The following is a 20,419-nucleotide window of genomic DNA, read 5'->3' as shown; positions in this document are numbered from 1 at the left end:
GCGGCTCTCCTTTGTCAGTAGCCGTACTCGAACAACAGGTTCAGTACACATTCATTCCAGCCCTCGGGGCCGGGCTTGAGCGAACGCATGGGCCGGCTTGAAGCCGGCAGTTCAAGCTGGTCGCTGTTGACGCCCCGGATGACCACCGGGATGTCCGCTTCTTCCAGCATACGCTGGTCATTCGGGCTGTCACCCAGGGCGATGGACACCAGTGGTGTATCGCCATAATGTTCGCGGTATCGTTCAAGCAGGAAACGGGCACCGTCTGCCTTGTCAAAGCGCCCCATGGCGTGCAGGAACCGACCACCCTGCACCAGTCGGAGGCCATCCCCCTTCAGCGCGGTCCGGAAATCGACCAGTTCCTCATCGGATCCTTCCCATAGCAGCGGCTCTGTCCCGAGCCGCTGTTTCGCCTGCTCGGCCCCGTGGGCGGAAAGGCCGGTCAGTTGTACGAGTTCGTCAACCGACATATCGTGAAAGCACCGAAAATGAGCGCCCGCCTCTCTGCGCACCAAAAGTGAGCGAATAACTTCCTCGTGGCTGGCACCGAAATGAACCACTTCGTCGTCGTCATTGCCCAGACATCCCTGGGGAATCACCACCGCTGCACCATTCTCGACAATAAACGGGGCTCTTAGCCCCATCGTTCGCTGCAATTCCGATATCTCTGCCGCAGTTTTGCTGGAGTTCAGTATCAGCGGAATGCCATGGCCACACAGCCGGGATACAGCCGGCATAGCCGCCCGCCAACTGTAGCTGTGATGATCCAGAAGGGTGCCATCCAGATCCGTGAAAACAATGAGACGTGGTTGCATTTGACCAGCCTGCCCTTCAACCTGAGTTACTACAGTATGATTCAAGAAACAGGCCAGAGTATGACCCCCGACACATTCAGGATAGAACATCGGTACCTGGAGTTGCCGGACAGCTTCTACACCGTCCAGCCACCAAAGCCCGTGAGTGGTGCCCGGGTCGTCTGCTTCAATCACAAGCTGGCCGACACCATGGGATTTCATGTCCGCAACGAACAGGACTGGGCCGGTGTCGGCGCCGGCAGAGAACTGCTTGAAGGCATGGAACCGGTTGCCATGAAATACACCGGACACCAGTTTGGCATGTACAACCCGGAGCTGGGTGACGGCCGGGGGCTGCTGCTCTGGGAAACCGTCGGACCGGACGGCACCCGATGGGACTGGCACTTGAAGGGGGCCGGCACAACGCCCTATTCCCGCTTCGGCGATGGCCGGGCCGTTCTGCGCTCCACGATCCGCGAATACCTGTGTTCCGAAGCCATGAACGGCCTGGGCATTGCCACCACCCGCGCCCTGTTTATGGTCAGTGCCACAGACCCGGTCCGGCGGGAATCCATTGAAACCGCGGCCACGCTCATGAGAGTGGCTCACAGTCATATCCGTTTCGGGCATTTCGAGTTCGCCGCTTACCATGAGGGCCCGAACGCCATCGAAACCCTCATCGAACACGTCATCGCCCTGCACTACCCTCACCTGATTGAGCTACCCCGGGAACAGCGACACCAGCGCTGGTTTGCAGAAGTCGTTGAGCGCACCGCCCGGCTGATTGCCGACTGGCAGACCGTCGGCTTCTGCCACGGAGTGATGAACAGCGACAACATGTCCATCATCGGCGATACCTTCGACTACGGCCCCTATGCTTTCCTGGACGATTTCGACGCCGGATTTGTCTGCAATCATAGCGATCACGAAGGCCGCTACGCCTACAACCGCCAACCCCAGGTGGGCTTCACCAACTGCCAGTACCTGGCCAACGCCCTGTTACCGGCAATGGGTGAGGACAAAGTCCGGGAAGGACTGAAGCAGTACGAAGCGGCCTACAACCAGCGGTTCGAACAGAACATGCGGGACAAGCTGGGCCTGGCGGAGCCGGAGGACAATGACCTGCGGCTGATCATGGATACCCTGACCATGCTGCATGAACACAGCGTGGACTACACCCGGTTCTTCCGGGCCCTGTCCAACCTCCATCGCCACGGCACATCACCCGTGCGGGATCTGTTCATCGACCGCAGCGTCGCGGACGAGTGGCTTGAACGTTATGAGGAAAGACTGACCCGGGAAAACCGCGCCCACGACGAGCGCGAATACGCCATGCGCGGGGTAAACCCGAAGTACATCCTGCGCAACTACCTGGCCCAGCAGGTCATCATGGAAGCGGCCAACGGCGACTACGGCCCAATGAAAGAACTAATTGCTGTACTTGAGAAGCCGTTTGACGAACAGCCAGAGTTCGAACACTACGCGGCGCTGCCCCCGGAATGGGGCAAGCACCTGAACATCAGCTGTTCGTCCTGACCAGTGCATCGTCATCTTTGGGCGGCGCCAGGGCATCCAGCCGGGCGCCGTGCTTCATCATGAACAGTACGAGCAGGATTGCGGGAACGCCCATCAAACCGGCAAGAGCAAAAAACTCGGCGTAGCCAAAATCGGCCACGACAATCCCCGAAAAGCCACCCAGGAATTTGCCCGGCAAGGTCATCAGTGAGCTGAACAGCGCGTACTGCGTAGCGGTGAACGAAGCGCTGGTCATACTGGAGAGCCAGGCAATCAGCGCGACATTGGCAATGCCGCCGGATAGATTATCGGCGCTGACCACCACCGCAAGCGTCGCCACATCCGGTGGGTACTGGGCCAGAACAACGAACAACAGGTTGGTAGCGGCCGTCATGATGGCGCCGGCCAGCAGGATCTTGCGCACCCCGTAACGCACCACCAGCACGCCACCCAGTAACGAGCCGGCGATGGTCATGAAGAAGCCGAAGATTTTGGTGACATTGGCAACCTGGGTTTTGGAGAAGCCCATGAAATCCAGATAGAAGGGGTTGGCCATCACACCCATCGCAATGTCGGATATCCGATAGACCGCCACCAGCACCAGAATGTTAATGGCCAGCTCCCGATACCGGCGGAAAAAATCCAGGAAGGGCCCGGCAATGGCAGCATAGAACCAGCCCGCAAACCGGGCCAGAGCAGGTGGAAGGTGAGCCCGCCGGTCAGCTTCGGCTTTCACTTTTTCGGCAATATCACTGGCGGCGGCAAAGTGATTCACCGCGGGTTCCCGCGACACCAGAACCGTCAGTGCCCCGACTCCGACCAACGCAGCCATCACCTGATAGGACACCGTCCAGGAGAAATACTCGGCCAGGTACAAGGCCCCGGCGCCAGCTACCAGCAACGCCAGGCGGTAGCCAAAAATATAGGTGGCCGCCAACGCCGCCTGCAGCCGCTCTTCGGCAATCTCGATTCGATAGGCATCAATAGCCACATCCTGAGTCGCGGAAGAAAACGCCACCAACAGACCACAGAGCGCGAGGGTTTCCGTCGCGCTGACCGGATCCACCGTCGCCATCAGGTAAAGCCCGGTGGCAATACCCGACTGCGCCAGCAGGATCCAGCTGCGCCGCTTGCCAAACAGTCGGTCCAGGACCGGGAGTTTCAGTCGATCGACAACGGGCGCCCAGAACACCTTGATCGAGTAGGTAATACCCAGCCAACTGAAAAATCCGATGGTGGCCGTCTCCACGCCGACGTCGGCCAGCCGGGCATTGAGCGTGGAGAACACCAGAAGAAACGGCAGCCCGGCGGAGAACCCCAGAAACAGCAGGGCAATCACCTGCCACCGGGTGTAGACGTAGAGCGTCTCTTTCAACAGGGCCAGGCGGTCAGGGGAGAAAATATCAGGCCTCCGGAATTAATCGCGGAAGTTGTTGAACTGCAGCGGAATATCCAGCTCGGCTTCTCTCAGCATGGCGATGGCCTGCTGCAGGTCGTCGCGCTTTTTGCCAGTTACCCGCACCTTGTCGCCCTGGATGCTGGCCTGAACCTTCATCTTCTGGTCCTTGATCATCTTCACGATTTTCTTGGCCATGTCGGTTTCGATGCCCTGCTTGAGGGTGTAATGCTGCTTGATCAGTTTGCCGGCCTTGCTGTCGCCTTCCTCAGCCAGGGCACGTGGGTCAATCTGGCGTTTGGCGAAGGCCATCCGCAGCATTTCTTTAAGCTGTTCCAGCTGGAACTCCTGCTCAGCGCTGACCGTGATGGTCTTGTCGCTCAACTCGAAGTCGGCGTCCACGTTCTTGAAATCCCAGCGATTGCCCAGGTCCCGCTTGGCCTGGTCCACCGCGTTGGTGACTTCGTGCATGTCGGTTTCGGATACGATGTCGAAGGAAGGCATGGTCGTTCAATCTCCAGAAGAGCCCGTCGCAATGCGGGGCAGTATCGCATGATTAAAACAGAAACGCCCAGCATCTGCCGGGCGTTTCATAAAGCGCCCCCTTTCCTGAGGAAAGGGGGGTTATAGCCTTTGCGGTTTAAAGCTTGCGGCCCTTGCTCGCCGCAATCCGAAGGCGCAGGGCGTTGAGCTTGATGAAGCCTTCCGCGTCTTTCTGATCGTACGCACCTTCATCTTCCTCGAAAGTGGCGATCTTCTCGTCAAACAGCGAATCGTCAGACTTACGGCCAACCACTTCAACGTTGCCCTTGTACAGTTTCAGCCGAACGGTGCCATTCACGTATTCCTGGGTGGTATCAATCAGCGCCTGCAGAGCCTCACGCTCCGGTGACCACCAGTAACCGTTGTAGATCACCTCGGCGTAGCGCGGCATGATGCTGTCCTTCAGGTGGGCCACTTCCCGGTCCAGGGTGATGGACTCAATAGCCCTGTGTGCACGCAGCATGATGGTGCCGCCCGGCGTTTCGTAACAGCCACGGGACTTCATGCCCACGTAACGGTTCTCGACAATATCGATCCGGCCAATACCGTTGGCTCCGGCCACCTTGTTCAGGTGTTCCAGCACCTCGTGAGGCTTCATGTCCTGGCCATCAACGGCCACGATGTCGCCTTTTTTGTAGGAGAGCTCAATGTAGGTGGGCTCATCCGGCGCCTGCTCCGGAGAGACACTCCAGCGCCACATGTCTTCCTCGGCTTCGGCCCAGGGATCCTCCAGGTTGATGCCCTCGTAGGAGATGTGCAGCAGGTTGGCATCCATGGAGTACGGGCTCTTGCCTTTCTTTTTCTCCACCGGGATATTGCGCTCATCACAGTAGGCCATGAGCTTTTCGCGGGAGTTCAGGTCCCACTCACGCCACGGCGCAATCACCTTGACACCCGGCTTCAGTGCGTAGGCACCCAGCTCGAAACGGACCTGGTCGTTACCCTTGCCGGTGGCGCCGTGGGAAATAGCGTCAGCGCCGGTTTCGTTGGCAATCTCGATCAGTCGGCGGGAGATCAGCGGGCGGGCAATAGAGGTACCCAGCAGGTACTCGCCCTCATAGATGGCATTGGCGCGGAACATCGGGAATACATAGTCGCGAACGTATTCCTCGCGCAGGTCCTCGATGTAGATTTCCTTGACACCCAGCGCCTCGGCTTTCGCCCGCGCCGGCTCCACTTCCTCACCCTGGCCGATGTCAGCGGTGAAGGTCACCACCTCACAATCGTAGGTATCCTGCAACCACCGTACGATGACGGAAGTATCCAGGCCACCGGAATAGGCCAGAACCACCTTTTTGATATCAGACATGCCCTTGCTCCAGACTGAACAGAATGGATGTATTGAAAATAAGGGCGGTATTGTACGGGAGTACGGGGGGATTGGCTATCGGGGGAATCCCCTCACCCTCCTGCGCAGGCGGCAGGAGAGTGAGAAACAGAAGGATTAAACAGCTGCCTGCTGGGCCTGGCTGTTAACCGCTTCCTCACGGATGCCGTCCCAGCCTTCCTTGACCGAACGCAGCAGGTCCAGAACCTCATCCAGCTTGGCGACATCGTTCTTGACGCTGGCATCCAGCAGGGTGCGCTCCATGTAGTCGTAAAGCGCTTCCAGCCGTGGCGACAACTCACCCCCCTTTTCGAAATCGAGGAAGGCACGCAGGCCGCCGATGATTTCGATGGCTTTGTTGATCAGTTGGGCCTTGCCCGCATAATCCTTCGCCTGCATCCGGGCCTTGGCCATATTAATGCGCTCAATGGCACCGTTATACAGAAGCTGAATCAGCTTGTGCGGATCCGCATCGGTGATGCTGGTCTGGGTATTAACACGCTGATATGCCTGCAATCCGTTCATAACTAACCTCTTTTACCGTGTTACCGGTTTTCTTTGTCCCCGAACTCGCCGGCCCGGAAAGCTGATAACTTTATTCGCTGTTGCTCGGTGCCAATGATGCCAGTTGCTGACTGACATAATCCCGTGTGCTGTTAAGCTGTGAGATCAACGAGTCCGCTGAACTGAACTGACTGACCAACCGCTCACGATAAGCCGCGATACGCTCTTCAAGCCGGGCCTGGTTTTCCTGGATTTCCTCCAGATCACGGTTCAGACTCTCGGTCCGCGAGGAAAACACACCCTCGCTACCAACCATTCGGGTTACCGTATCAACCGTGCGCTCACCAACCCCTTCAACGAAGGTAATGGAACCCCGATCCCCCGTCTGGTCTCCAAGAATCCGGACCTGCAGGCCGGAAGCGCCGCCCTCACCGGAATTCAGGAACAGAACCTGGCCATCCCCTCTTGCGACGCGACCATCAATCGTACCGGCTATATCTACGCCGTCAGTGCTGGTATTACTCCCCAATCCAAACGTAGCTGCGTCTTCCGCCGATTCCAGCACCACACTCGATTCAGAACCGTACCGGGAGGAGGTAAACGTCAGATTGCCGTCATCATCAAGCGCTGCCTGGACTGAGACGCCTGCCGCATTCAATGCATTATTGCCATCCAGTTGCGCCTGAATATCATCCAGCAATGCCTGCTGGGAAATATTGGTTCCCTGCGTCAGTTTCAGGTCGACTGACAGGTTGCCATTGACCTTGAGCGAGAGCTCGTCATTGGCATCACTGATTGAGAAGTCATCGCCAAGGGCAGCACCGGCCGTAAGCTGACCACGAGTGGCGGCCTGGGTAACATTGATATCGTATGTACCCGCTTCGGTATCCAGGCCACTGCGAACAAATTCCACCTGACCATCGCTGGTTCGCCCTTGCTCGGCGAACAGTGCGGTCACATCGTCCGGGTATGCTTTGAGCATCTTTTCAAACTGGGCGCGGTCAAACTCAAGCCCACCGGTCTCCCAGTCGGTCGTGATCCCCACATCAGCAAGACTGCGAACCCTGGCATTTTCCATGCCCGGCACCACACGGGTCAAAATGCTTCGCAACTCATTCTGGATGTTGCGGACGGTGGAATCACCCGTCAGCAATCCGCCAACACCGGACTCGGCATCGTAACCAGCCAGGCCATCAATGGTGGACTGAAGAGCGTTGAACTGTTCAACAAAGCTCTGAACCCGATCGCTCACCGCACCAAAATCCTGAGTCACCTTGACCGTCGAGGTTCCTTCCGCGGTGATATCAAACGTCAGACCATCAATCACATTCTCAAAGGTATTACTGGACCGGGTGACCTGAATACCGTTGATCTCCATCACCGCGTCACTGGCGGCGATGGTTTCTGTCAGCCCGGAATCCGCATCCATACCGCTATTGAAAGCAAAACGGGACAGGCCCAGGTTATCCGTATTGGTACCACCATCGTCATCAGTAACAGAGATACTGACCGCATTGGCGGTCCCTGTTTCATCCGCTGACATGACAAGCTGGAACCCATTCCCTGTGTCAATGACACCGGCAGACACACCTGCATTAGCCTCGTTAATCGCATTGGCCAGGCCCTGTAGCGTGTCGTTACTCGAGTCAATGGTGATGCTGGTGACCTTGTCACCCACAGACAGTTCGAGCGTACCCTGACCGACACTTGTGGAGTCCCGGTCAGCAAACACATCACGGGAGGCCAGTGCCTGAGCTGACGCCAAACTGGTGACATCGACGGTATAAGTGCCCCGGCTGGCCCTGGAGCTATCCACCGATACGCCGATGTCTTCATTGGAGGAGGAGGCAGAGAAGGCCTTGAGGTTATCGGCAGAACTCAGTTGACGCATCGGTAGCCGAAGTTCCGTTACGGCGCTACGTAGCTGTCCATAGGCGGACAGCATCGCCTCGGCTTTCTGCGTCTTGCCCGCCAGCCGCTCTTCCGTCGGTTTGCGCTCGGCAGCGACCAACTGGTCCACAAGATCCGAATTCAAAACCCCGGACCCGATTCCCAACGATGAAATACCTGCCATAACCAAGCCTCCTCAAGGGGGCGAATCTCTTTACTAACCCGTTTAACGACAGGAAGCGGCAAAACTTTACCGCCGTCCGTAAAAATCCGTACCTATCCCCAAAACCAGAAACACCGCCGGCTCCCGAGGAGGCGGCGGTGCTGAAATACCGTTGATAACATAACCGCTCAAGCGGCAAGCTTTTACACTTTAATGTTGAACAACGTCAGCGGTTCATCCTGCTGCAATTTTTCTGCCAACCTCAAAGCCACTTCATCCGGAATCTGGCGAATCACTTCCTGGGTCTGCTGATCCACTACCTTAACGATAGTCTGCCCCAGCTCGTTATCCACCTCAAACTGAAGGTCCCGCTGCACGTTCTGCACGAAATCATTCAGTTGACTCACCGCTTCACCAAGGTCTTCCCTCTGATCCTCACTGCGATCTTTCAGTTGTTCGGCCCTGGATGTTTCGCTGGCCGCACGGGGACTCTCAACCTGGCGGGCTCCCGGAGATGAAGCTGCAGGGTCGGAGGCAATCCTGCCTTCGGCCTGAGATGACGACAGTGCCCTCGCCGGAGACTGACCGCCGGAGCGGATCAGCCGTAGGTCCGGATTGTTCAGGTTAACGTCATTCATAGCTTTACCTCGCTACTCTAACGGCGGAAAGCCGGAACCCTGAGGTTCCGGCTATTACCGCGTGCCCCTTACTGCAGGAGGGACAGAACCTGCTGCGGCCGGGCGTTAGCCTGGGCCAGTACGGAGATACCGGCCTGCTGCAGCACCTGAGACTTGGCCAGCTTGGCGGTCTCGGAGGCAAAGTCAGCGTCCAGGATTCGGCTATTGGAGGCGCTGAGGTTCTCTACGGAAGTCTGCAAGTTATTGATTGTAGACTCAAACCGGTTCTGAACCGCACCCAGCTGACTCCGAATTTCGTTGACGCTGCCCAGGGCTGAGTCAATCCGCATGATGGCGTTGTTTGCATCAGATACGGTGTTGACGCTCAGGTCGTCCAGGCTGCCAGAGCCATCGTCTTCCAGTGTCATATTGTATGTTTCAGACTCAATAGCGGTCTCAACGGCGGTGCTTGCAGCAGACGCATTGGCGGCGTCCAGCTCCTGAATGTAATCGCCTGAAGCGGTAATCTTGACGTTGTCGCTGTCGTCAACCTCCGCGTAAAGCCCCCCAATGCCTGCACCATTGATTTGGTCTGCCACATATTGAGCCTGCTCGGTAGCCGTTGCGCCGGTACCAATCGCATCATCCATGGCTTCGAACGTCACCACAACCGGATCGGAACCGCCAACACTGAAGGCGGCAAAACCACTGGCATCAGTAGCTGCACCAAACGCGCTGACAGACTGCGCAGAAGAAACAACGTCGCCAATCTGAGAAGAGCGTGAACCATCACTGAGGTCGACACTGATGGTTTCGCCGGCGTTGGCACCTACCTGGAAGGTCTGCTTGCCGAAGTTACCGTCCAGTACTTTCTGGCCGTTGAAGGAAGTCTGGGCGGCGATGCGGTCAATCTCAGCCACACGCTGCTCAACTTCATCATTCAGTGCAGCACGGTCAGATGAGCTGTTGGAAGCGTTCGCTGCCTGCACAGCCAGCTCACGGATTCGCTGAAGGTTGTTGGTGATTTCGTCCAGCGCGCCTTCAGTGGTCTGGGCCAGAGAGATACCGTCGTTGGCGTTACGGGTTGCAACGTTCTGACCGGTGATCTGGGCCTGAAAACGAGTGGAGATAGCCAGACCAGCAGCGTCATCTTTTGCTGAGTTGATGCGCAGGCCGGAAGACAGACGTTGAAGCGCCTGGTCGTTCATGGACTGAGACTTGTTCAGCTGGTTCTGAGCAGAGATTGATGCGACGTTTGTATTGATACCGAGAGCCATAGTGCTTCTCCTTAAAAACTACGAGTTTTGCTTGGTGAAGGCCTGCGCCCCGGTTTCGGAGAGGGGGTGCCGCGCCCTGTTATCTGACTTAACGGCGCCCCCTCGGGTATCTTTAGAGTTTATTCCAGAAAAAATGTAACAGCGCGTAACAGCCGCTATTTGGCCCCGCGGGAGTCCAGCGGCATCTCTCCAGTAAACTCGGGGTCCGGATTATAGAGTGTCCGCAACGCCCATGGATCCTCGCTTACCGGCAGCTTACTGAACATGACACGCTCAAAATGAGCCGGAAGTTCAACCAGAAACGCCTTAAAGTTCTCTTTCCATTTCTGGAGAAACGCATTCAGTTCCTTGTTCTCACAGGCCATCCCATGACAAAGCCCCACATAGAGAAAATGCTTTACACTCCCCGAAAGCAACTGATGTGCATATACGAAGGCCCTACTCGCAGCCTCTCCTTTCGGAGGCCGGATCTCGGACACCTGTTGCCGGATCTCATTGACAACCTCGCAGAGGTCACGGCGCCCGTTAAGCCGGGCACTCCGCAGCAGCCGTTCAAACTGGTTACACATTCTGGACAGTTCACGATGAAGTCCAGGCAGGACCTGCTCAAGCAAGCTTTCGGGGAGAGTCTCTGAAACTTCTTTGATCATGTCGTGGTCGAAACCGGTCGAACCGGCCACTTCGCCCAAACAGTCGAAGCGTGCCTGTAAATCCTCGCTCGGCAACCATTCCACTCCCGCAATAACCGCCCCTTCAGCGCAGTTAAACACATCAAACGGGCGATTCCCGACTTTCAGACTGTGGATCAGGTCCTCGACGGAGCGTTTCGCCGAGTAGTAGTCACCGCGGGTCAGCACCGTACCGCCATTAACGGCAGGAACCTCGAATGTCTTTTTCCTGTTGATGCTTTTCGCCGGGTTTTTAGCGTTCTCTCGTATCCTCTGGGCTATATCGGACTCGTTTTTACGGCCGTAAATGGAGTGGTCGGCATGATCATGGTCTTCACTTTCAAACCCGTAATCGGTCCCGAACAGATAGACTTCCCGAACTCCCATAGCATGAGAAATCGCCAGTGCCGCGTTGGTTACCGTAGGGTTGCAACCATTGAACGTCGATTTTTCCAGACCCAGCGCATAGGGCAACCCGTTATCAAACTTGAAGAAATAGAACGTGTCACCAAAAAGCGTGGGCACTTTCGGGTTAACCTCATTCACAGCCAGCAGAGTAATCTGCTTTAAAAGCTCCTGGTCGAACGCAGAGTGGAAACGATACACAACATGGCCGGGATCAAGCTCAACCTGAAAATCAGGAATGATACCTGCGCCCAGTAGGCCGCCAAGACCTGTCCCGGCACTAATAACCGTGACCTGGTCTCTTATCTTTTTGATATCGTCGATGCGTTTGTCTATTGACGGCCCACTACCAACGACAATAACCGGCTTATTGATGACCTTGCCGGGGGCCCGGGCTACATAGGCGCCCCCGGCGTTAAAGTTGTGGGACGTGTTTTTAAGGCGTATCAGTTCGTTGTCATAGTCGATCCAGTTCGTGGAGACCACGGATAGGTCTTTCGCGGTATCCAGCACACCGCGCGCAATTTCCACATCAGCCAGATGGTTGTAATAGGTAGAGAAGAACGGATAGAAGGGCACGTCCTTGGTCATTGACCGGGACACAAGCTCACGCACCTCTTCCTGACTGTCGGCCTTCCCAATCGCGAAGGTCAGCGAGCGCCCCTTGCGAGCGAACCTGGAGCAGATTGCCGCCCAGTCCACGGTGTATAGGCTGACGGCAAATTTCTCCGGTTCTCGCTCAATTACGATCCCATTAATAATCGGAGCGTTTTTCGTCAGCCAGTCAATGTGGTAGCCCAGCCCCACCCCAAGAAACACAATGGAAGGAAAGAAGTTCCCACGAATGTAGCCGGTAAAAGCCCGGCCACCGATAGGGCTGGCGAGAATCGTATCCTGCAGAAGCCTGTTGACGAAGGTCTTCTTGCGATAGTTGTCCGCACTTGGGGGAGCAAACGTCTGGATCCGGCGTTCCTCCGGGTTTTCCCTTAAGACCCCCTTCGCTTCGTCCAGGGAAAATTCCCTGGCCAGCCCACGGTAGCAGGATTTCCCGTAGGCGATCATATCCACGTCGTTCTGGCCCGGAGTGACTACGAGCTCCACGTTCTCGAGGTTGATGGTGGCCAACATCTGATACACGGCTGGATGGTTCTTCTGGAAATAACTGAGGTTCGCCTGCATTCGGCGCATCAGTTGTTCCGTCTGGTCAGTGCCATCGGCGTCCTGTCTTTTCTTACCCATCCAGTTTCTCCCATTTTTGGTAACAACGGCCTATTCTGCCACAGCCCCCGCTTGCCATTCATCGGCCGGCAGGCGGCAAACATTTACCGCCACAGCGGAATTTTGACGCCCGAAAACACCATCAACCGACACCAAACCAGAAAAAACAAACTTAAGTCACTGCTTTTAAATATAAAAAACAAATAGTGGCACACCTTTCGCTTTAGCTTGCTCAAACGTGAATTCGGATGGCAACAGCAATTCGAACAGCTCGCGCCATGACGCAGGAGGAAAGGCAATGCCTCAAATCATCAACACCAACATCGCATCCCTGAATGCACAACGGAACCTGAATGCCTCACAGGGAGACGCTAACGTTGCCCTTCAGCGTCTTTCTTCCGGCCTCAGGATCAATTCTGCCAAGGATGACGCGGCCGGGCTGGCCATCTCCGAACGGTTCCAGTCCCAGATTACGGGTCTACAGATGGCGCAACGGAATGCCAATGACGGCATCTCCCTTTCCCAGACGGCTGAGGGGGCTCTGGACGAAGTTGCCAATAACCTGCAGCGAATCCGGGAACTGGCGGTCCAGTCTGCCAACGCCACGAACAGCAACTCGGACCGTGATGCACTGAACCAGGAAGTGCAGCAGCGTCTCGAAGAGATTAATAGGATCGCCTCACAAACGTCCTTTAACGGACTGAAGGTTCTGGACGGAACCTTCCGGACCCAAACCTTCCAGGTCGGTGCCAACACCGGGGAAACCATTGGCGTTAGTGGCCTGGATACCCGCGGCAGCCAGATCGGCGCGGTCATCGACCAGACGCAACTATTCTCTGAACTGGCACTGGGGCCGGCTTCTGCTACAAGCAACTTTGCCGCCACCGCATTTGATGGCGGCGTTTCTGGCGAAATTGAAGTCTCTATCGGCAGTGGTGCCAGCCCGGAAGGCGTGGGACGCATCTATATCGACAATGCTCAGAGCCGGGATGATTTTATCTCCCAGTTCCGTGAGCAGGTCCGCAACAACCCGGACATCAATGGACTCACCATTGAGCCGGTCTCCGGATCTGCTACAGGCTTCACCATCGGAAACAGCCTTGACGATGGTTACACCCTGAACTCGTCGACCTTCAACACGGCTTTCAATAACATGGCGGTGAGCGGGGCCAGCAACTCCACAACCATCGAAGAATACTTCGAGGAAGGTAACACCATTACCTTCGATGTGGACATCACCAATCCCGATACCGGCGAATCGGTGGGCATAGAAGTGCGCGATGCCACCTCTATTAATGACATCGTTGCTCAGGTTAACGCGGAGTCCAACCGGACCGGTGTCTCGGCCAACCTGGATTCCAGCAACACCAACATCATTTTCTCATCCCAGTTCGATACCTCGTTCAACGTGGCGATAACCGGTGATGCAGGTGGCAACCCGATCGACATCACCGTCGAAGGGGATAAAGATACGGATACCCTGTCTGCAGATTTCCTGGATGTTTCCACAAAAGAAGGGGCGGACCGGGCGATGATTGCCGTTGACTACGCCATCGACGCCATCAACGGTTTCCGGGCGGAGCTGGGTGCGGTACAGAACCGATTCGAATCCACCATCCAGAACCTGAGCACAACCTCGGAAAACCTGTCGGCATCCAATAGCCGCATCCGGGACGCCGATTTTGCCGCTGAAACGGCAGAACTGGCCCGGACCCAGGTCCTCCAGCAGGCAGGCCTGTCTGTGTTGTCCCAGGCCAATGCCCGGCCGCAGCAGGTGTTGCAGTTGCTGCAGGGGTAAGACCTGAAAAACAACGTTTTTGAATTGTCTAAGGGCTCCACAAGGGGCCCTTTTTTCATTCCTGAAGCATCAGTGACAATGAGATGATCACGATGCTCCCGGCCGGCGCCTAAAGCCTGGACGTCGGCCGCCAGAACGTCGAATCCGCCAGTTGGAGATCCGAGGGCTCATCAACCTCGAGCCAGCCGTTATCAGTAAGCGCGGCCTTCACCTCCCACCCACCGTTGATCAGCAGTTGCAGAAAGGTTGTCATGTACATGGTGTCCCTGCACTCGCCCGCATAGCTCACATTCGGTTCCAGCCCCTTCCAGAACTGGACAAAATCCTGCACTCGGTCTTTTCGAACCTTGATCAACCCCAAGTATTGGGCCTGGACCTCTTCCACGGATCCTGGCACACGGCCAAGCTCCGTGATCCGGCCGTTGTCGTCCATACGAAAGCTCTCGGCATCCGACAGAGGGTCATCCATTCGGGCCAACCAGTAGTCATGCCAGGCCCTGTCCGCCGCCACGCAAACCGGGGCATCACAGGCAAGCACCTTTGCCAGTACCCGAGGTTCATACACGATGTCGCCATAGGCAATCAGCAAATCGCTGTCCCCTTGCATCGCTTCTAAAGCACAGAACAGGGTGTGTACCATGTTGGTCTGCTCGAAACGCGCATTATGGTGCAGAGTGACCGGCAAATCCGTCAGGGTCTCCGAGCGATACCCGCCCACCAGGTGGACGTCCGAAATACCAGCCTGGGATAGCACCTCCAACTGCCAATGAACCATTGGCTGTCCGGCCAGTTCCACCAGGCATTTCGGCCGGGAATCCGTGAGTGGACGCAGTCGGGTTCCCTGCCCCGCCGCGAGAATGATCGCTCTCATGACTGCCTCACATCTTGCTGATTGAGCAACGCTTGAATACGCGCCAGATCTTCCTGACGGAATTCAGGCTCCCGCTCCGGGTGCCACATCCAACCCTCCCAGGGCATTTCCTTGTGGCGGATTGCCTCGATCAGACCGTCATCCGCCCGGGCCAACATATGAAATTCCTCCGGCAATGTCACAAACCCCAGGTTATGGTAGCTATTCACTTCCCCACTATAGGGTCCGGACACCCTGTGCCGCGTCGCTACATGGCCTTCGACGGGAACCAGGGTTCCTCCCCTGAGCACGCCGAGAAACTGCATGCCACGACAAATCCCCAAGACAGGTAGGCGGCGGCGTTCTGCGTAAAGACACAGGGTTCTCTCTGTGTCATCCCGCTCAGGACAGTCGCCGATGTCATTACCGCCAGACAATACGATACCTGCCGGGGTGATAGCGTTGAGCCACTCCGAGAGCGCGTCAAACTGACAGTTGGCGAGGCCATTGGGCACCGGGAAAGGCTGGAAGCCGGCGCGCCGAAGGAACGCAACCAAGCGCTGATCCAGCGCATCGCGACGCTCCCCACGGGCCGTGACGACATCCACCCGCTGACTTACCGCCAGTGGCTTCATGCCAGCACCTCGACCTGCCGGCAGGCGCAGTCGATATGCAGCCGTCTCGCTCCGGCCCATTTTCGATACAGGCTTTCCCCCGCCCCGATGATGGCGGGTATACCCTGCTCTCCTGCCCGGATCGCCATATGGGAATTGACACCACCCCACGCGGTGATCAGGCCAGCGATGGGGTAGGCAAATAACCAATCGAACCCGGGATCCGCATTTGGTATGCACACGATTACGCCCTCCAGGGCATCGCGGCCTGCCTCAGCCTTCACAGGGGCGGTCACCGACTTCTGGGTGATGAAGTTCGGGGAAGAATCCGGCCACTGGAATCCCCAGACGTCCTCACTAGCGCTAATCACTGGTGGCAAAGACGTTCTCAGTGTGTCCTCATACCGTTTTCGGCCCTGAGAAATACTGGCCCCAATCAGCCCGACCGGGTCCATGGCACCAACATAGAGTTCCCGGAATACCCCCAGATCGACAAACGCCATGTCGTCCCTTGAGAAACCCAGCTGCTCTCCGTAGCGACCGATAAGCGCAAGAGCGTCGGACAGATTCCGGCTGAACTGGAACTTGGCCAACTCCCGCAACTCGATGCCCGCCTCAAGGAAATCGAAAAGCTCTACCGGCTCGATCCCAAGGCCATGCTCAATCAGCAGCTCGCGTAGCTGACGCATTTGGGGAAGGGTCAGGGAAAACGGCTGCGATGGCGGCGGCACTGCAATATCCTGTGACCAATCGAAATACCGCTCGGGCGCTTCGTCATAACGTGCCGACTGGATGTCGTAGGTGCCTGGCCTAAGGTGCCCGTACCGGGACAGGAAGGTGGCGCGATCCAGCACCGCGCGGTCCCTTGCCATCTGCCCGCTCACGGTCGATACGCTCGCCAAAAACGTATCGTAATCGCGCTGGGTCAGGATTCCGACGGTCACCAGCGAACGCAGCATCTGGACAGCGATAAAACCGGCCCTTGCCAGGCCCGCAAATGGCAGGGTGCCATAGCGTTTTGCATCTTCCAAAAGCCAGTAGATGCGTTCGACCGGATCCGCGTCTGATGCGTACAGCGCCTCCCTCCGTCGGTTCAGGGTCTCCAGTTTGGCGGCGTCCTTTTTCCAGAGCCCATCCGAGGGGTCCAGAACCCGATTGGTCAGCGTCCTCAGGCTTCTAGCCAGGGCGTCACAGTCCGGTCGTGAAAAGCCGTGGGCGCGCAGCTTTTGCAGGCGATCGGGCAAATCCAGCGTATAGCAGGAATAGACAATCTCGAACTCGACTTTGTCATGCAGGGTCGGTTCCCCCTCCAGCCGGTCAATGTAATAGTCAACCAAACGATCGGCCAGGCCATCGTCCAGTTCGGCGGGAATGAAAGAATTGAAGGACACCCGGACGTCCACGTAGGGCATGCCATAAAAGTGCTGAATCAGTGGGAAGCTGCGCAGGTTACGGTAGCCGTAGTTGTGTCGTTGGTACGCCCAGATCGAATCGGTGACCAGCTCCCGGTAGAGGGACAGCGCAAGCGGCCTGGGACGGATACCAATGATCTCCGCCGGGTTCCAGTCCGGCATCACCCCGAATACGGACCGGCTCCCAATCAAATGAGGGTGCCTACCCACCCCACGGGCCACCTTCTGGGCGATCCACTCCAGGCGCTCTTTCTGTTGATCAGGGGACTCGGGCGCGACTGCGAGTGCAAGGGGCCTGGCCTGCAGGAGCCACACGAGTTCCGCTCCATCCCCGGAACGGCTGATTGCAAACTCGCAATCCACCGCTGTCTGGCCCATTAACGCCAGCACCTCCTCCACCAGCACGATGACAGGCCGCAGTTCATCCGGCGTGTGCCGACAGCACAACGCCGCTTGCTGCCAGACCAGGCCTCCCTGACCACCAGTCACCGCGTCGGTAGAGGCTCCCTCCATCCAGTTGATGACCCGGTACGGAGAGCAGGTATTCGGATCATGACTAAAGACTACGCCTGCACGAATGACCTCTTTCAGCATGGGCTGAATCAGTATCTGATCATTCCCGTCGGGCTCGCCATACGACCGAATGACCGCCTCCACCGCCGGCTCCAGAGAATCGGCGCGGACATCCTTGACGGACAGATAGGCTCCCGCCAGCGAAGATCCCTCACCGTCCTCGGACAGACTGCTGGAACGCACAATCCAGGGTTCGTCACCCAGTGTGCTCACTACCCGCCGCCGACAGGCTGCGGCGTCCAGCCGCCATTGGTCCACGGTGAAGTACACCAGCGGTGCCACATACGCCGTTCTGATTCGGGAGCGCAGTCGCTCCAACGTCTCGGCCTTGGTCCCGAACCGAAGCGTCATTGTGTTACTGCCCCCGGTTTCGAGCAGACCAGGCCCGCGTCAGGTAAGTAGCGGAGATCATGGTCTCATCCTGGATCCGCTCCTCGACAAAGGCCAGGAAGCGGGCGAAACCCGCCTCCCCCAACTGAACCCGTAAATCGTTCACGGACTTCCAAACACCGATGTAGCTTTCCGGGCTCATCTCAATAACGTGACGACCTTCCAGATAAACCACATCGTTAAAGTAGGGCGAATCCCAGAGTCGCTGGGTCAGGCCCTCCGTGATGCCGGAGCGTCCGGAGGACTTGCGCTTGAGATCCGGTTTCAGGGATTTCAAATAGTCCTCGATCTCCACCAGAAGCGGATTCACCTCAATCAGCCTCGGGTTCCAGATAGCAACAAACCGGCCCCCAGGGCGCAGCACACGATGAAACTCCGCCGTCGCACGGTCAAAATCGGCCCAGTGGAAACTCGATGCCATACTCAGCCAGTCGCAACTGTTATCAGTCAGTGGCACGTTTTCGGCACTGCCCTCCAACCACTGTATGGGGAGCCCCTGGGAGTCAGCCTCTCCATGGAAGCGCATATCCTCATTGGGCTCCACGGCGGTCAGAGAACGAACCCCCTGCCTGAACACCTGACGGGACCAGATGCCGGTCCCTGCCCCGACATCGGCCGCATCCAGCTCTGAAACCGGTTTATCCATCAGCCCCAAAAGCCCATCCAGCACGGAAGGACAGTAATCTGGACGGTACAATGAGTAGTTCTTGGCCAATCCAGTAAACTCACCCGGTTTTAGCAGTCCGGTCATTCCTACCTCGCTTCAATGTGCCGAATAATGGCACCGACAATGGAGTCCACGGCTGGATAGTCTTCTTCGGTGACATGAAGATCAGGGGCTTTCGGCAGATCCACATCCAGATCCAGACCCGCTACCTGCGTAAGCTCTCCCGACCGGTAGCTCCGATAGATCGACTTGGGATCGCGCCGCTCCAGTTCGTTTAACGGCACATCGAGGAAAACCTCCAGATACCCTGGCAGATTTTCCCGATTCCACCGGTGGACCTCTTCAAAAAGGGATATGGTGGCGATGATGACGGTCTGCCCTTGACGGGCCATGAGCTGACACAGACGGGCGTAGGTCAACGCAAGCGCGCGTCGCCCTTCCATATCATAGCCCGCCCCGCGGGCTGTCAGAGGTTGGAACACCTCGCGCAACTCATCGCCATCAAGCAGGGTGACGCTGACACCCGCCCAAAGTAGACGATCACACAGCGCCTGCGCCACGGTCGACTTGCCAGCGCCAGACAGGCCGGTAATCCAGATAACCCTGCCAGGAGAAACGGTCGCATCGGTACCGGTCACAAAGCTATCCCCCATATACTCTCCGCCGACGCTCGCCGCCGCGGCTCAACTCTTGGCCATCGGCGAGCGTGCCGGTGACGGCCGCGCCATTGTGGACCAAGCACTCCTCACCCAACTTAATGTGATCCATCACCGTCGCCCCCATACCGACGGTAGTCCTGCGACCGATACCACACCACCCAGCCACCAACGCTCCGGGCGCGAGATGGGCAAAATCCGCTACCTGACCGTCATGGCAAAGCTGGGCTGCCTGGTTGACAATCACGCCGGTCCCCACGCGGCAGCGGGGACCGATCACAGAGCCCGCCAGCACGCAGGTTGCTGCGCCTATAGACACAGCCTCGCCGATAATTGCAGAGGGATGCACCAGGGGCGGTAACTCGAACCCTGTTTCCTGGAGCAAGTTGACTACCCGTTCCCGTGGCCGGTTATCTGTCTGTCCGCCAACACCGACAAAGGCAAGGCGGGGCACCTCCGAGTCCGGCGAATAGAGAAAGTCCGCCAGCCTGGCAACTCGGTCCACTACATGCCGGCCGGGCAATACTTCCGTCCCCAGGTCAAGGACATCATCAATCGCTCCCACGACACTCACGCCCAACTGGGCCAGCGCATCCATGACCACCGCTGAGTGGCCTCCACCACCAAAAACGATGGCTTCCCTTCCAGCCAGGCGGTATAGATAGTCATTTCGGTCAAAGTGCGGCAGGTCCTGATCGGGCGCTTTCGACAATTGCTGCTGCGCAAAATATCGTTCGACAGAGGCCACATCAGTCACGCCCGAAGCTTCCAGGTCCTCGAGCTTGACGCCCAACTGCTTCGCGCGTTTTCGTGCCCGGGCTGTGATCCTCCATTGACCAGTGACGGAAGCGTCAGACTCCGGCGACGGTGGCCTGCCAGCAGCCTCACCGACACCCTCAACCCAAAGACTGGCCACGACCTGACCGACCGACACCACACCATCTGCCGCTAACGAGAGATCCCGAATGGTGCCGGTGACTTCGGCTTCAATATCAATCGTCGACTTGGTGGTCTCAATGGTGAAAAGTAGATCCCCCTCACTCACCCGTTGGCCGTTTTCGACGCACACCTCAACCACTCTGGCCTGGTCGTCATTGGTGTTTGCCCTGGGAATGACCACATCGATCGTTTTCGTCACGTTC

Annotated in this window: 17 protein-coding genes; 2 read left to right on the top strand and 15 right to left on the bottom strand. The window is 57.4% G+C overall.

The annotated features are described in order from the left end of the window. Nucleotides 1-14: 14 nt before the first annotated feature. Nucleotides 15-815, bottom strand: coding sequence for an HAD-IIB family hydrolase (locus tag HNR38_RS15325; RefSeq protein ID WP_183705900.1), 801 nt, complete (start codon nt 813-815; stop codon nt 15-17). 60 nt (nt 816-875) lie between these two features. Here HNR38_RS15325 and HNR38_RS15320 point away from each other — a divergent pair, with 60 nt between their 5' ends. After that, complete coding sequence (locus HNR38_RS15320) at nt 876-2,330, top strand: protein adenylyltransferase SelO (protein WP_183705898.1); 1,455 nt, start codon at nt 876-878, stop codon at nt 2,328-2,330. Here HNR38_RS15320 and HNR38_RS15315 read toward each other — a convergent pair. From HNR38_RS15315 to HNR38_RS15280, 8 genes are all read right to left on the bottom strand, one after another. Next, nucleotides 2,314-3,684: an AmpG family muropeptide MFS transporter gene (locus HNR38_RS15315; RefSeq protein WP_379919286.1), complete on the bottom strand. Its 1,371-nt coding sequence runs from the start codon at nt 3,682-3,684 to the stop codon at nt 2,314-2,316. The genes HNR38_RS15320 and HNR38_RS15315 overlap by 17 nt on opposite strands. 42 nt (nt 3,685-3,726) lie before the next feature. Next, entirely contained in the window at nt 3,727-4,209 is a 483-nt protein-coding gene (locus HNR38_RS15310; protein ID WP_183705896.1) for a YajQ family cyclic di-GMP-binding protein, read from the bottom strand. A 136-nt stretch (nt 4,210-4,345) separates the two neighbouring features. Continuing rightward, nucleotides 4,346-5,557 carry an argininosuccinate synthase gene (locus HNR38_RS15305; RefSeq protein ID WP_183705894.1) on the bottom strand — a complete coding sequence of 404 codons (1,212 nt, stop codon included), beginning with the start codon at nt 5,555-5,557 and terminating at the stop codon, nt 4,346-4,348. Nucleotides 5,558-5,692: 135 nt separating this feature from the next. After that, nucleotides 5,693-6,100: a flagellar export chaperone FliS gene (gene fliS, locus HNR38_RS15300; RefSeq protein ID WP_183705891.1), complete on the bottom strand. Its 408-nt coding sequence runs from the start codon at nt 6,098-6,100 to the stop codon at nt 5,693-5,695. A gap of 70 nt (nt 6,101-6,170) precedes the next feature. Then, the gene (gene fliD / locus HNR38_RS15295) at nt 6,171-8,153 is read right to left on the bottom strand and encodes a flagellar filament capping protein FliD (protein ID WP_183705889.1); all 1,983 of its coding nucleotides are present in this window, start codon (nt 8,151-8,153) and stop codon (nt 6,171-6,173) included. Nucleotides 8,154-8,335: 182 nt separating this feature from the next. Beyond that, a complete protein-coding gene (locus HNR38_RS15290; protein WP_183705887.1) occupies nt 8,336-8,770 on the bottom strand; it encodes a flagellar protein FlaG in 435 nt (144 codons plus the stop codon). 68 nt (nt 8,771-8,838) lie between these two features. After that, nucleotides 8,839-10,026, bottom strand: a complete 1,188-nt coding sequence (locus HNR38_RS15285; protein WP_183705885.1) for a flagellin — start codon at nt 10,024-10,026, stop codon at nt 8,839-8,841. A gap of 155 nt (nt 10,027-10,181) precedes the next feature. Then, a complete protein-coding gene (locus HNR38_RS15280) occupies nt 10,182-12,338 on the bottom strand; it encodes a motility associated factor glycosyltransferase family protein (protein ID WP_183705883.1) in 2,157 nt (718 codons plus the stop codon). Nucleotides 12,339-12,615: 277 nt separating this feature from the next. Between HNR38_RS15280 and HNR38_RS15275 the strand changes: the two genes are divergently transcribed. Then, on the top strand, nt 12,616-14,115 hold the full coding sequence (locus HNR38_RS15275) for a flagellin N-terminal helical domain-containing protein (protein ID WP_183705880.1): 1,500 nt from the start codon (nt 12,616-12,618) through the stop codon (nt 14,113-14,115). A gap of 109 nt (nt 14,116-14,224) precedes the next feature. On the opposite strand, the gene HNR38_RS15270 is transcribed toward HNR38_RS15275, so the two are convergent. The 6 genes from HNR38_RS15270 to HNR38_RS17580 all read right to left on the bottom strand — a co-directional run bounded on the left by HNR38_RS15270 (nt 14,225) and on the right by HNR38_RS17580 (nt 20,415). After that, nucleotides 14,225-14,986 carry a phosphocholine cytidylyltransferase family protein gene (locus HNR38_RS15270; protein ID WP_183705878.1) on the bottom strand — a complete coding sequence of 254 codons (762 nt, stop codon included), beginning with the start codon at nt 14,984-14,986 and terminating at the stop codon, nt 14,225-14,227. Next, nucleotides 14,983-15,600, bottom strand: coding sequence for a gamma-glutamyl-gamma-aminobutyrate hydrolase family protein (locus HNR38_RS15265; RefSeq protein WP_183705876.1), 618 nt, complete (start codon nt 15,598-15,600; stop codon nt 14,983-14,985). The genes HNR38_RS15270 and HNR38_RS15265 overlap by 4 nt, the downstream gene beginning before the upstream one ends. Beyond that, nucleotides 15,597-17,915, bottom strand: coding sequence for a PEP-utilizing enzyme (locus HNR38_RS15260; RefSeq protein ID WP_183705874.1), 2,319 nt, complete (start codon nt 17,913-17,915; stop codon nt 15,597-15,599). The genes HNR38_RS15265 and HNR38_RS15260 overlap by 4 nt, the downstream gene beginning before the upstream one ends. Before the next feature lie 4 nt (nt 17,916-17,919). Beyond that, nucleotides 17,920-18,600 (bottom strand): class I SAM-dependent methyltransferase, encoded by a 681-nt coding sequence (locus HNR38_RS15255; protein WP_221275854.1) that lies wholly within the window; start codon nt 18,598-18,600, stop codon nt 17,920-17,922. Between the two features lie 107 nt (nt 18,601-18,707). Beyond that, nucleotides 18,708-19,274, bottom strand: a complete 567-nt coding sequence (locus tag HNR38_RS15250) for an adenylyl-sulfate kinase (protein WP_183705869.1) — start codon at nt 19,272-19,274, stop codon at nt 18,708-18,710. Then, nucleotides 19,264-20,415 (bottom strand): biotin/lipoyl-containing protein, encoded by a 1,152-nt coding sequence (locus tag HNR38_RS17580; RefSeq protein ID WP_183705867.1) that lies wholly within the window; start codon nt 20,413-20,415, stop codon nt 19,264-19,266. Before HNR38_RS17580 ends, HNR38_RS15250 begins: the two co-directional genes overlap by 11 nt. Between the last annotated feature and the right edge of the window lie 4 nt (nt 20,416-20,419).

The organism is Marinobacter oulmenensis (genome assembly GCF_014201735.1).
Taxonomy (GTDB): Bacteria; Pseudomonadota; Gammaproteobacteria; order Pseudomonadales; family Oleiphilaceae; genus Marinobacter; species Marinobacter oulmenensis.
This window is presented reverse-complemented; position numbering and strand designations above follow the sequence as displayed.

What these genes read in the sequence shown, in the direction of transcription:
- HNR38_RS15290 (WP_183705887.1), bottom strand. Translation starts at nt 8,770, where the DNA reads ATGAATGACGTTAACCTGAACAATCCGGACCTACGGCTGATCCGCTCC.
- HNR38_RS15270 (WP_183705878.1), bottom strand. Translation starts at nt 14,986, where the DNA reads ATGAGAGCGATCATTCTCGCGGCGGGGCAGGGAACCCGACTGCGTCCA.
- HNR38_RS15265 (WP_183705876.1), bottom strand. Translation starts at nt 15,600, where the DNA reads ATGAAGCCACTGGCGGTAAGTCAGCGGGTGGATGTCGTCACGGCCCGT.
- HNR38_RS15255 (WP_221275854.1), bottom strand. Translation starts at nt 18,600, where the DNA reads ATGGATAAACCGGTTTCAGAGCTGGATGCGGCCGATGTCGGGGCAGGG.
- HNR38_RS15325 (WP_183705900.1), bottom strand. Translation starts at nt 815, where the DNA reads ATGCAACCACGTCTCATTGTTTTCACGGATCTGGATGGCACCCTTCTG.
- fliD (WP_183705889.1), bottom strand. Translation starts at nt 8,153, where the DNA reads ATGGCAGGTATTTCATCGTTGGGAATCGGGTCCGGGGTTTTGAATTCG.
- HNR38_RS15260 (WP_183705874.1), bottom strand. Translation starts at nt 17,915, where the DNA reads ATGACGCTTCGGTTCGGGACCAAGGCCGAGACGTTGGAGCGACTGCGC.
- HNR38_RS15250 (WP_183705869.1), bottom strand. Translation starts at nt 19,274, where the DNA reads ATGGGGGATAGCTTTGTGACCGGTACCGATGCGACCGTTTCTCCTGGC.
- HNR38_RS15275 (WP_183705880.1), top strand. Translation starts at nt 12,616, where the DNA reads ATGCCTCAAATCATCAACACCAACATCGCATCCCTGAATGCACAACGG.
- HNR38_RS15305 (WP_183705894.1), bottom strand. Translation starts at nt 5,557, where the DNA reads ATGTCTGATATCAAAAAGGTGGTTCTGGCCTATTCCGGTGGCCTGGAT.
- HNR38_RS15310 (WP_183705896.1), bottom strand. Translation starts at nt 4,209, where the DNA reads ATGCCTTCCTTCGACATCGTATCCGAAACCGACATGCACGAAGTCACC.
- HNR38_RS15285 (WP_183705885.1), bottom strand. Translation starts at nt 10,026, where the DNA reads ATGGCTCTCGGTATCAATACAAACGTCGCATCAATCTCTGCTCAGAAC.
- HNR38_RS15320 (WP_183705898.1), top strand. Translation starts at nt 876, where the DNA reads ATGACCCCCGACACATTCAGGATAGAACATCGGTACCTGGAGTTGCCG.
- HNR38_RS15280 (WP_183705883.1), bottom strand. Translation starts at nt 12,338, where the DNA reads ATGGGTAAGAAAAGACAGGACGCCGATGGCACTGACCAGACGGAACAA.
- fliS (WP_183705891.1), bottom strand. Translation starts at nt 6,100, where the DNA reads ATGAACGGATTGCAGGCATATCAGCGTGTTAATACCCAGACCAGCATC.